This is a genomic window from Dorea acetigenes (genome assembly GCF_025567385.1).
GTDB lineage: Bacteria > Bacillota > Clostridia > Lachnospirales > Lachnospiraceae > Claveliimonas > Claveliimonas acetigenes.
The window spans coordinates 17764-29119 of the sequence record NZ_JAOQJU010000030.1 but is presented as its reverse complement, the minus strand read 5'-3'; the positions used below and the strand labels follow the sequence as shown (position 1 = coordinate 29119).

The following is an 11356-nucleotide window of genomic DNA, read 5'->3' as shown; positions in this document are numbered from 1 at the left end:
TGATATTGCCTTAGAAATCGAAGAAGAATAACAAGCAGTAACCGCAGAGCATGATTGGTTCAATCCCCTCTTTCCTGCTCTGCACCTGTTTTTACATGAAAGCAACACGCTTTCGCCACAGCTCTTTGACAACTGAATAAAGCAGACAGATACGTTTGTGAGATAGCGAGCCACGGGGACTGTACGCCACGACCTTTTCAAAAGAAAGCGAGCGACCCACGCAGTGATCCGAGAGCGACTGTTGGAAAAGTCGTTTTGCCACGACCTATCCTCACAGAATAATGATACGTCCGCATGGTGCGGTTCTGCCCACAAGAATGGGAATAGTTGAGATACTAATGGAGCTTTCCAAAGCCGTCTGTCTGCTTGTAAAAAACAACACACAGTAAAGGGGGTGCATAGATTATGAACAATACTGATGTGCCTATCTGGGAAAAATATACACTGACGATTGAAGAAGCGTCTAAATACTTCCGCATTGGCGAAAAAAAATTGCGTAAATTAGCCGAAGAAAATATTGACGCTGGCTGGGTTATCGTGAACGGTAATCGTATTCAGATTAAGCGAAAACAATTTGAAAAAATCATAGATACATTGGACGAAATCTAATGTCATTGAGCCGTAGATATGGTATAATAAAGTATAGCGTATCACGGCTCATTCCATGACGGAAAGGAGCTTTACACTATGTCTAATGTAAAACGAAAAGACAGTAAAAATCGCAATTTGCGTAATGGAGAGAGCCAGCGAAAAGACGGAAGATACGTTTATAAATATACCGATATATACGGAAAGCCACAATTTATCTATTCTTGGAAACTTGTACCGACAGACAAGACACCTGCTGGAAAGCGTGATGATATTTCATTGAGGGAAAAAGAAGCACAGATAAAAAAAGACCTTAACGACGGTATCGACACAGTCGGCGGTAAAATGACAGTCTGCCAGCTTTACGAGAAAAAGAACAGCCAAAGAAAGAACATCAAGAGGGCTACCGAAAAGGGACGACAGTATCTTATGAACGCTCTGAAAAATGACCCATTGGGTATGAGGGCGATTGATACTGTTAAGCAGTCGGACGCTAAAGAATGGGCTATCAGAATGAGTGAAAAAGGATATGCCTATACAACAATTGATAACTATAAGCGTTCCTTGAAAGCGTCATTTTACATGGCGATACAAGACGACTGTATCAGAAAGAACCCATTTGAATTTAAACTAAGTGATGTTCTGGAAGATGATACAGAGCATAAAGTTATCCTTACACCAGAGCAGGAAGAACGCCTGCTTGCCTTTATGGAAAAGGATAAGATTTACAGCAAGTATTATGATGAGGTTGTGCTTCTGTTGGAAACGGGACTTCGTATTTCTGAATTTTGCGGACTGACGACGCATATTGATATGCAGAACAAAATACTCAATATAGACCACCAGTTATTGAAAGACAGCGAAATCGGCTACTATATTGAAACGCCAAAAACCAAAAACGGAAAACGGGAACTTCCATTGACAGAACGGGCTTATCAAGCAATCCAAAGAATACTAAAGAACAGAGGAAAGGCACAACCGCTGATTGTAGGTGGTTACAGCAATTTTCTATTCTTAAACCGTGAGGGCTTGCCTAAGGTTGCAGGAAACTATGAGGGTATGGTGCGAGGGCTGATTAAGAAGTATAACAAATATCACACGGACAAGTTACCGAACATCACACCACATTCATTCCGACATACTTATTGTACGAATATGGCAAACAGAGGAATGAACCCAAACACCCTGCAATATCTCATGGGACACGCCAACATAACCATGACACTTGGCTATTATGCACACGGTACATTTCAATCTGCAAAAGCAGAACTGGAAAGACTGGCTTGTTAATATCGGAGCGTATATTTACTACTCATTTACTACTTTTGGTTGCATTTTCATGCTGGTAAATGCCAGCTTATGCAAGGTATCTTCCGAAAAGAAAATACCGATAAAGCCCTAAAATACGGGATATATCGTCATTTACCAACTTATGAAAAGATAATCAGAAATTTAGTAAGTTTTTTACCTAAATAATCACTTAATTTATGCACTTCTCCGTTCTGATCCGGCAATTCAAACTCCGGTGCTTTTATTCCTAACTCTAACATTTACTATTCCTCCGCTTTTGTACTTTCCACCTGTTTTCTTGTTCTTTTATTGCCTGAAATCATTTTATGACCAGAATAGACTGCCATAATCATGCATATCAGAGAGCCAAATGCAAAGTATTTGTGTGCTGCTTTTAACCCTTTATATCCTGTATAAAAAGTTCCAATCATTGTGATTAAAGCTCCTACTGACCAATATTTATGTGCTTTCATGTAATTCCTCCATTTTTTCAGTGTATTCAATTCTAATTATACGCTACCATATTCCTATGTCAATTTGATAATAGAGCACTCCTATAAAATTTTTCAAAATATCATTGTCAAAACTATGTTTTGTTATCCTTTAATTTATCTTTGAAATAATTGACAAAAAGCTTGCTTTCAGGAGATTACTATTTAATCTCTTTTCCATCTATATATAGTTGAAATTTATCAGGATTATTGACAACATCATAGTCCTTTCCGTATTCTACAGGTCTATATTCGGCTGTCATTACCGATTCCCCGTCTTCAATATCCTCTTTCCATAAATAGATGTTCATATCAATGCTCGTCGCATATCCTCTATCTGTGGAGAATTTTGTCGAATGAAAAGAATCATCCTTGTACATCTGCAAAAGTTTTCTTGCAAACGCTTCTCTATCCTCAATATTTTTCCGGTTAGCAACCACGGTAATATTTACATCTAGATTTACGGAAAATGTTCCAACTACATCCGGTTCGCCTTCCTTATGACCAGATTCAGATTTCCCATAAATACTTCCTGCAGCAATTATCAAGATCACTGCTCCTGAAATCAATGCAATTATCTTTTTCTTCATCTTTTTATTTTCCTTTTAGTTTTTTTACTGCGTAATTGATTACTTCTTCCGGTGTAGGTCTTTCTCCTTTAAGTGTCATTTTCTTCCATTCTTCCTGCACAGCCGGATCAGGATTATCAAATCCTGCATCTATGGCTATCTGCATTTCTCTGCGTACTTCTTCTGGTGTTGTGTTGTACTTTTCTGCAATCTTCTGATAAATAGTTTTCTCTCTCATTCATTTTCCTCCGATATATAATTGGAATTATGTCTTGTTCTATAGAACCAATTTAGCATATTTCTATTATCATGAAAAGACACTTTACAATTTAAAGCGGAATAAAAAGTCAAAAAAAAGAAGAGCTACTTGCTCTTCCCATTTTGTCATATTACTCTTCCAATAATGTATGAATTACTTTGATAATTTTTTTCTGCTCTTTGATCGGAAGTTTTTCTATTTTCTCTGTCAGCTCATTGGTAACACCTGTAACTGAATGTGCCACAACATCAATCAAAAGAGTATCTGCAGAAACATCTAATGCATTTGCAATTGCAACAAAGGTATCCAATTTTGTAACTTTCAAGCCTCTCTCTATTACACTCACATGCGTCGGACTTAAATTTACTAATGCAGCCAGTTCCTCTTGCGTGAGATTTTTTGCTTCTCGTGCTGATTTGATTCGCTGTCCTACTGCCTTCAAATCCATCGTAACACCTCCTCCAGAACGAATAATCGTTCTGGATTTAGTATACTTGTGGATATCTTAAATATACAGAATCGCAAAGCCAAGTTCTAATTCTACAGAACTATATTTCAAGATTTTCTTTGCATATTCGTAAAATAGAGTTATGATTGAAGCAGCTAAATCAAAGGAGGTATCAAATCATGAAATCACATAAATACTGGTCCCTAGGCGCACTTTTCTGTATGTTGGGATGCATTTATTCTGGAATCAGAAAATCTATGACTGCACATAAATACTTTGCCTATTCTTCATTGCTTTGTATGGGCATGTCCATTTATTCCGGTCACAAACTGGTTTCTCCAAAGAAGAAAAAAATCACTGAATCAAACAATAGTGAAAATAATTGAACAAAAAATTGACCTCTATTCATCAAAGACAAAGTTGCTGGAGAGTTTTTTCCCTCCAACAACTTTCTTCATCTTTAAGCCATTGAAACACAATACTGTCCAATCAACTTCATCCAACTATTATATTTATTCTTTTCACACACCTTTCGGCAAATTTCATTTTCCATCAGTACACAGAACATCTTATCATAATCAAATGCCCAAACAGCACCATTCACATGGTTTTCCACTGCTTTCTGATCTATGCTTTTCAAGCGTGTGACCATTTTCTCAATTTCTCCATTTCCCAAGTTACCGATATTTTTGCAGATAAACCGAAAGAAATTCAACGTTGCATATTCGTCATGCCAATGGAACTCTTCTGGATTGTTTTTTATTTTACTGGCTCGCTGCTGTTCTTTGATTATCTGAGCAGCTACACCTTTCATCGAATCTTCGTATCTCATATTACTCACCTACTCTTCCTCTACGCCCAGTGACGGTTTAAATCTTTTATCCTTTGCCTGCGGTACCACGATCTCATAAAAATAAAATCCTAAATATCCAAGGGCCTGCTTCTTCATTTTATAAAATGAAGTCCTGCCTACTCCTAACTCCTGTTGTACTTCCACGTCTGTCTTATTATAATGACTGCAAAAACAGGAATGAAGAACCTCACTGAGCATCACACCATTCGGTGCATAGAACTTTACCAGTGTCATTCCACGATAGATCATATCTGACAAGCCGTAAATGATCATCAGGTTATTCATTTCCCGGTGCATCTTTGGCACATCTAACTGATTGTTATAAATACTCAGATAACTCAACGCATATGCCATATCTTCATTGATTTTCTCCTGGCACTCCATATCCAGTTCTTCTAATACAATCTGATTTTCCAAAATCAATTTCTGATAGCTTGTCATCAGTTCTTTGATATCTGTATAATGTCTCTCCATCGTTACTTCCAGATAATCCTGCGCATGGCTTGCCATCTGGAAGGTAATCTCTTTCATTGATTTAATTGCATAATCTCTGTCTGTCATCAGTTTCAAAATCTCCTTATCATCATCACACTAACTGGCGGTCTTTCAGACCAGTTCGCTTTCCCCATGATTTTGATGGGAAGCAATTACTTACTACAACTTGCAGAAGCGGATATCCAAAAGGCATTGTGGGAGCTGCCTTTGCTGACCGGAATCCCTCTTCTTATGTAAAACCTGCAGGAATATAAAGGGAAAGTGACTATCCCTGCCGGTTAATAATCCAAATAATATCGTCTATACCAATCTCTCCTTATGCTGTTTTTCTCTCCATAAACCATTTATCCACTTCGTAAAACAAGTGGCTTTCCTGCCCCTGTATCATACAGGTGTACATCATTCCTACACCGCCTGCCTTTCTGCTGGCGCATCGCTCGATTTTCAAAATTCTGTCAATGCTATACTTTCTTCCATCCTCCCATGTAAAAAATATGGGAACCAGCTGTCCGTCTTTACGAAACTCTGCTACTACATCTACATATACTTTGTTCATGCCGACACCTCACTATAAAATCTCAATTGCTCTTGGCGATGCCGGGATTCTGCGGATATATCCATTTAACTCCAACTGCTTGATTCTGGAAAATGCTGATGATGTTGATTTCACCCCGATCAATTTTCCAAATTCCCGTACTGTCGGCGGATATCCATGCTCCTTCGTATAATCCAAAATACACTGATAACTTTCTTTCTGTTTTCTGGTTAATGCTTTTTTCAAATCTATCCCTCCAATTATCCATGAAAATAACTGTGTGGATGGATCGTGTGCGTACCAGCGTCTAAGTGGGATAAGACTTTATCCTGATACATTGCCGCTCGCTGTATACTGAAATAACCAAACCGTCGTCTGATCTCATCTACAGTACGATCCAGCTTCTCTAACTTTTCCTTTTTCTCCTGATTTCCAAATAAATCCAACTGCACGGGAATATCATCTAACACAAGATCCGCAGCTCGGATTCCCAGGCTTCTAATGGGATATTCCCATTTGTAATTATCTTTAAATAGCTGAAATGCTGCAGTTACAATCTCGTTTGTAATATTCGTTGGCTGTCGTAAATGTATCTGTCTGGAAAAACTATACAATCCATTATCTCGAACTGTAATTTCTACTGTTTTGCATTTAAATCCATGTTTCCGCAATCGTGCAGCTACACTTTCTGCCAATGCTATTTGAATGATCCATACATCCAGATCATTTTCCAGATCTCTCGGTGTTGTAGTGCTATTACCTATCGACTTTACTGGTGCTTCATATCCTTCCTTGCAAACCGGATCTTCATCCCAGCCATTTGCGAAAGCCCATAATACATTTCCTATTTTTCCAAAATGACTCTCTAACAACTTTTCGTCTGATTCCGCAAGTTGCCCGATTGTCCGGATTCCAAGTTTTTGCAATTTCTTATTTGTCTGTCTTCCGACATAAAGCAAATCTGACGCTGGAAGCTGCCATATCCTGTCTTTATAATTTTCTCGATTAAACTCTGTGATTGCATCCGGCTTTTTATAATCTGAACCAAGTTTCGCATAAATCTTATTCCAGGAAATTCCAATACTTACCGTTACACCCAATTCGTATTTAATCCGATGGCTGATTTCTCTTGCAATCGTCATTCCGCTTCCTTTCAGATTTCTGCTGTCCGATACATCCAGCCAGGCTTCATCAATTCCATATGGCTCGATCTTGTCCGTATACTCCGAATAGATTTCTCTTGCCATCTTTGAAAATCTCAAATACAAATCCATCCGTGGTGGTACAAATATGATTTCCGGACAAATCTGTTTTGCCTGCCATAATGCCATTCCGGTCTTTACACCTTTTTGCTTTGCAATATAATTTGCTGTCAGCACAATCCCATGTCTGGCTTCCGGATCGCCACCGACTGCCAGCGGCATTCCGGCAAATTCCGGATGATGCAGCATTTCTACACTGGCATAAAAACAGTTCATATCACTATGCAGGATCACACGCTCACTCAAACTTTTTACCTCCCAGCTGTTTCCTTCAACATGATGTCTTATCAATTTTTGTATGTTTAGTATATATCGACATTCCGGAGATAGTCAAGTAACATCTTGGTTGTATTTTCTCCATTTCGGAGATTATTGTTGATTTTATTTCTGACATACGGTATAATGCATATAGAAAATTCAAATAGAAATGAGGCGAACAAATGCGTGATTTCGGGGAAATATTAGCAGAAAATAGAAAAAAGAAAGGATACTCTCAATCAGATCTTGTAGACCTGCTTTCTCAGGAAGGTATTCAGGTCACTACAAAAGCAATCTCCAAATGGGAGACCAATGCACGAGAACCAGCTTTACATGTTTTCCTGACACTTTGCCAGTTACTTGATATCGAAGATATATATGAATCCTTCTTTGGAGAAAACCCATATAACATTATGAGTGGATTGAATGAAGAAGGCAGAAATAAATTGATTGAATTTGCTGATATTTTGAAAGCTTCTAAAAAGTTTTCTCCACTGTCTGCAAAAATTATCCCATTCCATCATCCTGTAGAAATTACCTGGGAACCAGTTTCTGCTGGTACTGGAAATTATCTGGAGGATTCTGTAAAAGAAACCTATGATGTAGGACACCTTGCTCCTGAGCAGACTGACTTTGGTGTACGGATTTCCGGTGACAGTATGGAGCCACTTTATCATACAGACGATGTTGCATGGATTCAGAAAAAAGATTCTCTTGCTAATGGTGAAATTGGAATCTTCTATCTCAACGGCAATACTTACATCAAGGAATTACACGATGAGCCAGATGGTGTTTATCTGATTTCTTTAAATCAAAAATATCGTCCTATCCAGGTTTTGGAATCTGACTCTTTTAAGATTTTTGGAAAAGTAATCGGGAAATGCAAAGGTGCAGAAATTCCGGGATTCCATTAAATTTCAACAGCAGGTTCATGATCCTGCTGATAACAATAAGCAAAGGAAGTGATTGAATGGCAATCAATAATACACTAAAAGATATTCGTGAAGAACGGAATCTCATTCAAGCAGATTTGGCTGAAGCCATAGGTTCCTGCAGCCAGACTATAGGCCGCATCGAACGTGGAGAACGTAATCCCTCTCTTGAGATTGCAATCCGGCTGGCACATTACCTGAAAGTGCCTGTAGAAGATATTTTTCAGGTTGAAGACTAGAAACACAACTGCCAGAAAACCGAGGAGTAAAATCCCCGGTTTTCCTTTTCTCAAAAATCAGTGTAATCCTTTTACGAAGTCCGCTGCGTTTTTCATATCTTCTTCATTCGGATGGTCTTTAGCAATACCTCCAACCAGTTTAAATGGTCCGAATGTGTCATACCCTTTACAGCCAAATTTTCCAACCACACTGGCATGTCTTTTATCCAAAATCTGCTCTATGGTTTTATAATTCGCACTCCCGCCATAAGTACAGATCAGAAATATCTTTTTGTCGTCCGGTAGATTCTTCTCTGCAAATTCCAATATCGACTGATGAAACTTTGAAAAATAGATTCCTGATGCAAACCCAATCATATCATAACTGCTCAGGTCTGCATCTGGCTGTTTCACAGCATCAATCAAATCCACCTGACATTCTTCTGCGATCCTCTTTACTAATTTTTCTGTATTTCCATGATGCACAGATGCGTATACTATCGCTGTTCTCATTTTTCTTCCTTTCTGTCTGCTCCGTCAATCAGGTCATAGCTCATATCCAAAAAGTCCAATATCTTCGCTTCACTGACTGAACCATCCAGTAAAATTGTGATCCAGTGCTGTTTGTTCATATGGTATCCTGGCAAAAATCCAAAGGTCTGAATAATCATACTTGTCATTTCCGGATCACATTTTACATCCATAATATCGACAAATTCATTTCCTTCTAATCCTAGTTTGCATTTTTCAACGCTCATGACCACAGCATACCATTTTCCATTCTTATGTCGCAACACAGCATTATCTGGTGATTGTGCCCATAAATACTCCGGCATCGTACCATACTGTTTCTTCACATATTCAAAAATTTCTTCTTTCTTCACAATCTATTCAACTCCTGATTCTCCTGATATCCTGCCCATAATCATACCATATTTTCACTTCCCGTGCTACCTGCCAAATTCTTTTGCATTTTCCCGGTTCTCCTGACTTTAACTAATAGAGGGGTAAAACAGCAAGGACAGGAAGTGAGGATACACTTCCGGGAAATCCCAATTTAGGGTACCCTGCCCTAAATTGAAAAACGTTGAAAGCAACGATACTACTGTCCTCTCAGAAAGGAGAACCCACCAATGGCTGAAAGAAAGAGAAACAAAGAAATCCATTTTTATGTCACCGAAGAAGAAAGGAAGCTTATACGCAGGAAGATGATAGAATCAAAAACCAAAAACATGGGAGCTTATCTGCGTAAGATGGCAATCGACGGTTACATCGTCAACACCGATACCACCCCACTGAAGAAACAGTATGAGGAAATGCACAAGATTGGTGTAAATATCAACCAGATTGCAAAAAAGGTAAATACCACCGGAGATCTATATCCAGAAGAAATGCAAGAATTGAAAGAGATGGTGAAAGAATTATGGCGTATCTTAAAATCTTTCCCATTAAGGTAACTGACAAGAAAGCTCTGGACTATATTACAAATCCAGATAAGACAGATGAAAAACTGTTAGTTTCCAGTTTTGGCTGTTCCCCGGAAACTGCAGATCTTGAATTTTCTATGACAAGAGAAATGGCAAAAAAGAATGGAATGGATAAAGGCGATAACCTGGCATTTCATCTGATCCAATCATTTAAACCTGGAGAAGTTGATGCCGAAAATGCCCATCGCTTAGGTCAACAATTTGCTGACGAAGTGCTGAAAGGAAAATATGAGTACGTGATCAGCACACACGTTGACAAAAATCATATTCACAATCATATCATCTTCAACGCTGCAAGCTTTGTTGATCATCACAAGTATGTTTCCAATAAGCGGAGCTACCATAAACTCTGCAGAATCAGTAATCGTATCTGCCATGAAAATGGACTTGCCACCAGCATGCCAACCGGAGAAAAAGGTAAAAGCTATAAAGAGAACATGGAATATCATCGTGGCACCAGTTGGAAAGCCAAGCTACGTGTCGCAGTTGATAAATCAATCTGGACTTCCATCAACTATGAGGAATTTCTGCAAAAGATGCAGTTAGCCGGATATGAAGTCCGGCAGGGAAAGCACCTGTCCTTCCGTGCACCGGAGCAGAAGAACTTCACTTATATGAAATCTCTCGGAAGCTATTATTCCGAAGAAAATGTTCGCATCCGTCTGGCTAAAAATCGTAGCAAAGTAAAAACTCCAAGACATCTGTCCAGAGAAGCTCGCTTGTATATCAATATCTCCACTTATGTCACAACTGGAAATCGAGAGGGATTTGAACGATGGGCAAAGCTCAATAATCTAAAAGAGGCAGCCCGCACCTTCAACTATCTTTCCGAAAATAACTTGCTGAATTATGACGATTTCAGGCAGCATGTATCTGACATTGAAGCTTCTGTGAAAGTTGCCGACCAAAGAATAGCACAAATCAACAGTGAGCTGAGCACGCAGAAAGTCATTCAGAAACACTGCGATTCTTACCGGCTTTGTCGTAAAGTAATTGAAGATTGTAAATCTGCTAAAAATCCAAAAGCATACCGCACCAAACATCAGGCAGAATACCAGCTCCACGATTCACTAAAAAAAGAGCTTCAGGATCTCGGTATCACCAAAATCCCAAGCTCTAATAAAATCCAGAAGCGGATTGAAAATCTTGAATCTGAACAGGATGCTACTGTCCGGGAAAAACAGGAATTGCAGAAAAAGCAGAAAACCCTAGAGATCATTCAGCAAAATTTCACTGTACTGCTCGATGCTCCAGAGATCAGTTCAGACTTACTTCCGGCAAAAAAGGAACCTGTTTCTGTCACAAGAGAAAAATAAGATTGCACTGGCAACTCACTCATTTTCTTCCAAATCTTCCCAAGGTTTCAAATCCTTTTCCTCCCAGGTGACACCATACGGTGCACCTCCGGAGGTATAACCAGCAATACAGAAAAATCGGTCATCTTGCAAGATCTCTTCTTTGGTCAGATTATCTCTTGCTTCTTTTTTCCGTTTTGCTCGCCTCTGTTTCCTCTTTTGTTTCGCAACAGCTGCTTTTTCTTCCGGCGTTTTCCTATGTCCTTTTGCCATAAGTGTTTCTAGTGTAATTCCACTCTGAATGTCTTTGAGTATACGAGTTTCATACCCTGTTTCACGTTTCTCAACAATTCTATAGTATGATGAACATAAAAGA

The 11356-nt window shown here is 38.9% G+C and carries 19 protein-coding genes and 1 pseudogene; 7 read left to right on the top strand and 13 right to left on the bottom strand.

Annotation, left to right across the window (positions count from 1 at the left end; all coding sequences use genetic code 11):
• Positions 1 to 405: 405 nt before the first annotated feature.
• Both OCV99_RS15650 and OCV99_RS15645 read left to right on the top strand, forming a co-directional pair.
• Positions 406 to 609, top strand: coding sequence for an excisionase (locus tag OCV99_RS15650; protein WP_004613735.1), 204 nt, complete (start codon positions 406 to 408; stop codon positions 607 to 609).
• Positions 610 to 687: 78 nt separating this feature from the next.
• Entirely contained in the window at positions 688 to 1878 is a 1191-nt protein-coding gene (locus OCV99_RS15645) for a site-specific integrase (protein ID WP_022621353.1), read from the top strand.
• A 167-nt stretch (positions 1879 to 2045) separates the two neighbouring features.
• Here the strand turns inward: OCV99_RS15645 and OCV99_RS18305 are convergent.
• The 5 genes and pseudogenes from OCV99_RS18305 to OCV99_RS15620 form a co-directional block, all read right to left on the bottom strand.
• A pseudogene (locus OCV99_RS18305) lies at positions 2046 to 2138 on the bottom strand (peroxiredoxin); the annotation flags it as partial.
• A 3-nt stretch (positions 2139 to 2141) separates the two neighbouring features.
• Positions 2142 to 2351 (bottom strand): DUF6219 family protein, encoded by a 210-nt coding sequence (locus OCV99_RS15635; RefSeq protein ID WP_026648210.1) that lies wholly within the window; start codon positions 2349 to 2351, stop codon positions 2142 to 2144.
• A 179-nt stretch (positions 2352 to 2530) separates the two neighbouring features.
• Complete coding sequence (locus tag OCV99_RS15630; protein WP_055222047.1) at positions 2531 to 2959, bottom strand: hypothetical protein; 429 nt, start codon at positions 2957 to 2959, stop codon at positions 2531 to 2533.
• A 4-nt stretch (positions 2960 to 2963) separates the two neighbouring features.
• Positions 2964 to 3176 carry a sporulation initiation factor Spo0A C-terminal domain-containing protein gene (locus tag OCV99_RS15625; RefSeq protein WP_008688154.1) on the bottom strand — a complete coding sequence of 71 codons (213 nt, stop codon included), beginning with the start codon at positions 3174 to 3176 and terminating at the stop codon, positions 2964 to 2966.
• Between the two features lie 151 nt (positions 3177 to 3327).
• Positions 3328 to 3645 carry a helix-turn-helix domain-containing protein gene (locus tag OCV99_RS15620; RefSeq protein WP_008688152.1) on the bottom strand — a complete coding sequence of 106 codons (318 nt, stop codon included), beginning with the start codon at positions 3643 to 3645 and terminating at the stop codon, positions 3328 to 3330.
• A gap of 179 nt (positions 3646 to 3824) precedes the next feature.
• Between OCV99_RS15620 and OCV99_RS15615 the strand changes: the two genes are divergently transcribed.
• The gene (locus tag OCV99_RS15615; protein WP_015524569.1) at positions 3825 to 4031 is read left to right on the top strand and encodes a DUF6219 family protein; all 207 of its coding nucleotides are present in this window, start codon (positions 3825 to 3827) and stop codon (positions 4029 to 4031) included.
• A 74-nt stretch (positions 4032 to 4105) separates the two neighbouring features.
• On the opposite strand, the gene OCV99_RS15610 is transcribed toward OCV99_RS15615, so the two are convergent.
• From OCV99_RS15610 to dinB, 5 genes are all read right to left on the bottom strand, one after another.
• Entirely contained in the window at positions 4106 to 4477 is a 372-nt protein-coding gene (locus tag OCV99_RS15610; protein ID WP_012744266.1) for a hypothetical protein, read from the bottom strand.
• 9 nt (positions 4478 to 4486) lie between these two features.
• Positions 4487 to 5059 (bottom strand): ArpU family phage packaging/lysis transcriptional regulator, encoded by a 573-nt coding sequence (locus OCV99_RS15605; protein WP_055222049.1) that lies wholly within the window; start codon positions 5057 to 5059, stop codon positions 4487 to 4489.
• 250 nt (positions 5060 to 5309) lie between these two features.
• Complete coding sequence (locus OCV99_RS15600; protein WP_005344271.1) at positions 5310 to 5549, bottom strand: hypothetical protein; 240 nt, start codon at positions 5547 to 5549, stop codon at positions 5310 to 5312.
• A gap of 12 nt (positions 5550 to 5561) precedes the next feature.
• The gene (locus OCV99_RS15595) at positions 5562 to 5774 is read right to left on the bottom strand and encodes a LexA family protein (RefSeq protein ID WP_005344268.1); all 213 of its coding nucleotides are present in this window, start codon (positions 5772 to 5774) and stop codon (positions 5562 to 5564) included.
• A 14-nt stretch (positions 5775 to 5788) separates the two neighbouring features.
• Positions 5789 to 7036 (bottom strand): DNA polymerase IV, encoded by a 1248-nt coding sequence (gene dinB / locus OCV99_RS15590; protein WP_055222051.1) that lies wholly within the window; start codon positions 7034 to 7036, stop codon positions 5789 to 5791.
• Between the two features lie 194 nt (positions 7037 to 7230).
• On the opposite strand from dinB, the gene OCV99_RS15585 reads away from it, so the two are divergent.
• Both OCV99_RS15585 and OCV99_RS15580 read left to right on the top strand, forming a co-directional pair.
• Positions 7231 to 7962, top strand: coding sequence for a helix-turn-helix domain-containing protein (locus OCV99_RS15585; protein ID WP_024720754.1), 732 nt, complete (start codon positions 7231 to 7233; stop codon positions 7960 to 7962).
• A gap of 56 nt (positions 7963 to 8018) precedes the next feature.
• Complete coding sequence (locus OCV99_RS15580; RefSeq protein WP_005344265.1) at positions 8019 to 8219, top strand: helix-turn-helix transcriptional regulator; 201 nt, start codon at positions 8019 to 8021, stop codon at positions 8217 to 8219.
• A 57-nt stretch (positions 8220 to 8276) separates the two neighbouring features.
• On the opposite strand, the gene OCV99_RS15575 is transcribed toward OCV99_RS15580, so the two are convergent.
• Together OCV99_RS15575 and OCV99_RS15570 are read right to left on the bottom strand one after the other, a co-directional pair.
• Entirely contained in the window at positions 8277 to 8711 is a 435-nt protein-coding gene (locus OCV99_RS15575) for a flavodoxin family protein (protein WP_024720755.1), read from the bottom strand.
• Complete coding sequence (locus OCV99_RS15570) at positions 8708 to 9082, bottom strand: MmcQ/YjbR family DNA-binding protein (RefSeq protein WP_055222053.1); 375 nt, start codon at positions 9080 to 9082, stop codon at positions 8708 to 8710. Before OCV99_RS15570 ends, OCV99_RS15575 begins: the two co-directional genes overlap by 4 nt.
• Positions 9083 to 9331: 249 nt before the next feature.
• Between OCV99_RS15570 and OCV99_RS15565 the strand changes: the two genes are divergently transcribed.
• Together OCV99_RS15565 and OCV99_RS15560 are read left to right on the top strand one after the other, a co-directional pair.
• Positions 9332 to 9655: a MobC family plasmid mobilization relaxosome protein gene (locus tag OCV99_RS15565; RefSeq protein WP_055222055.1), complete on the top strand. Its 324-nt coding sequence runs from the start codon at positions 9332 to 9334 to the stop codon at positions 9653 to 9655.
• Positions 9622 to 11001: a relaxase/mobilization nuclease domain-containing protein gene (locus tag OCV99_RS15560; RefSeq protein ID WP_055222057.1), complete on the top strand. Its 1380-nt coding sequence runs from the start codon at positions 9622 to 9624 to the stop codon at positions 10999 to 11001. Before OCV99_RS15565 ends, OCV99_RS15560 begins: the two co-directional genes overlap by 34 nt.
• Before the next feature lie 15 nt (positions 11002 to 11016).
• Here OCV99_RS15560 and OCV99_RS15555 read toward each other — a convergent pair whose 3' ends face one another.
• Entirely contained in the window at positions 11017 to 11253 is a 237-nt protein-coding gene (locus OCV99_RS15555) for a hypothetical protein (protein WP_015528449.1), read from the bottom strand.
• Between the last annotated feature and the right edge of the window lie 103 nt (positions 11254 to 11356).

What these genes read in the sequence shown, in the direction of transcription:
- OCV99_RS15560 (WP_055222057.1), top strand. Translation starts at nt 9,622, where the DNA reads ATGGCGTATCTTAAAATCTTTCCCATTAAGGTAACTGACAAGAAAGCT.
- OCV99_RS15585 (WP_024720754.1), top strand. Translation starts at nt 7,231, where the DNA reads ATGCGTGATTTCGGGGAAATATTAGCAGAAAATAGAAAAAAGAAAGGA.
- OCV99_RS15635 (WP_026648210.1), bottom strand. Translation starts at nt 2,351, where the DNA reads ATGAAAGCACATAAATATTGGTCAGTAGGAGCTTTAATCACAATGATT.
- OCV99_RS15610 (WP_012744266.1), bottom strand. Translation starts at nt 4,477, where the DNA reads ATGAGATACGAAGATTCGATGAAAGGTGTAGCTGCTCAGATAATCAAA.
- OCV99_RS15580 (WP_005344265.1), top strand. Translation starts at nt 8,019, where the DNA reads ATGGCAATCAATAATACACTAAAAGATATTCGTGAAGAACGGAATCTC.
- OCV99_RS15605 (WP_055222049.1), bottom strand. Translation starts at nt 5,059, where the DNA reads ATGACAGACAGAGATTATGCAATTAAATCAATGAAAGAGATTACCTTC.
- OCV99_RS15620 (WP_008688152.1), bottom strand. Translation starts at nt 3,645, where the DNA reads ATGGATTTGAAGGCAGTAGGACAGCGAATCAAATCAGCACGAGAAGCA.
- OCV99_RS15575 (WP_024720755.1), bottom strand. Translation starts at nt 8,711, where the DNA reads ATGAGAACAGCGATAGTATACGCATCTGTGCATCATGGAAATACAGAA.
- OCV99_RS15555 (WP_015528449.1), bottom strand. Translation starts at nt 11,253, where the DNA reads ATGGCAAAAGGACATAGGAAAACGCCGGAAGAAAAAGCAGCTGTTGCG.
- OCV99_RS15650 (WP_004613735.1), top strand. Translation starts at nt 406, where the DNA reads ATGAACAATACTGATGTGCCTATCTGGGAAAAATATACACTGACGATT.
- OCV99_RS15645 (WP_022621353.1), top strand. Translation starts at nt 688, where the DNA reads ATGTCTAATGTAAAACGAAAAGACAGTAAAAATCGCAATTTGCGTAAT.
- OCV99_RS15625 (WP_008688154.1), bottom strand. Translation starts at nt 3,176, where the DNA reads ATGAGAGAGAAAACTATTTATCAGAAGATTGCAGAAAAGTACAACACA.
- OCV99_RS15615 (WP_015524569.1), top strand. Translation starts at nt 3,825, where the DNA reads ATGAAATCACATAAATACTGGTCCCTAGGCGCACTTTTCTGTATGTTG.
- OCV99_RS15630 (WP_055222047.1), bottom strand. Translation starts at nt 2,959, where the DNA reads ATGAAGAAAAAGATAATTGCATTGATTTCAGGAGCAGTGATCTTGATA.
- OCV99_RS15600 (WP_005344271.1), bottom strand. Translation starts at nt 5,549, where the DNA reads ATGAACAAAGTATATGTAGATGTAGTAGCAGAGTTTCGTAAAGACGGA.
- OCV99_RS15565 (WP_055222055.1), top strand. Translation starts at nt 9,332, where the DNA reads ATGGCTGAAAGAAAGAGAAACAAAGAAATCCATTTTTATGTCACCGAA.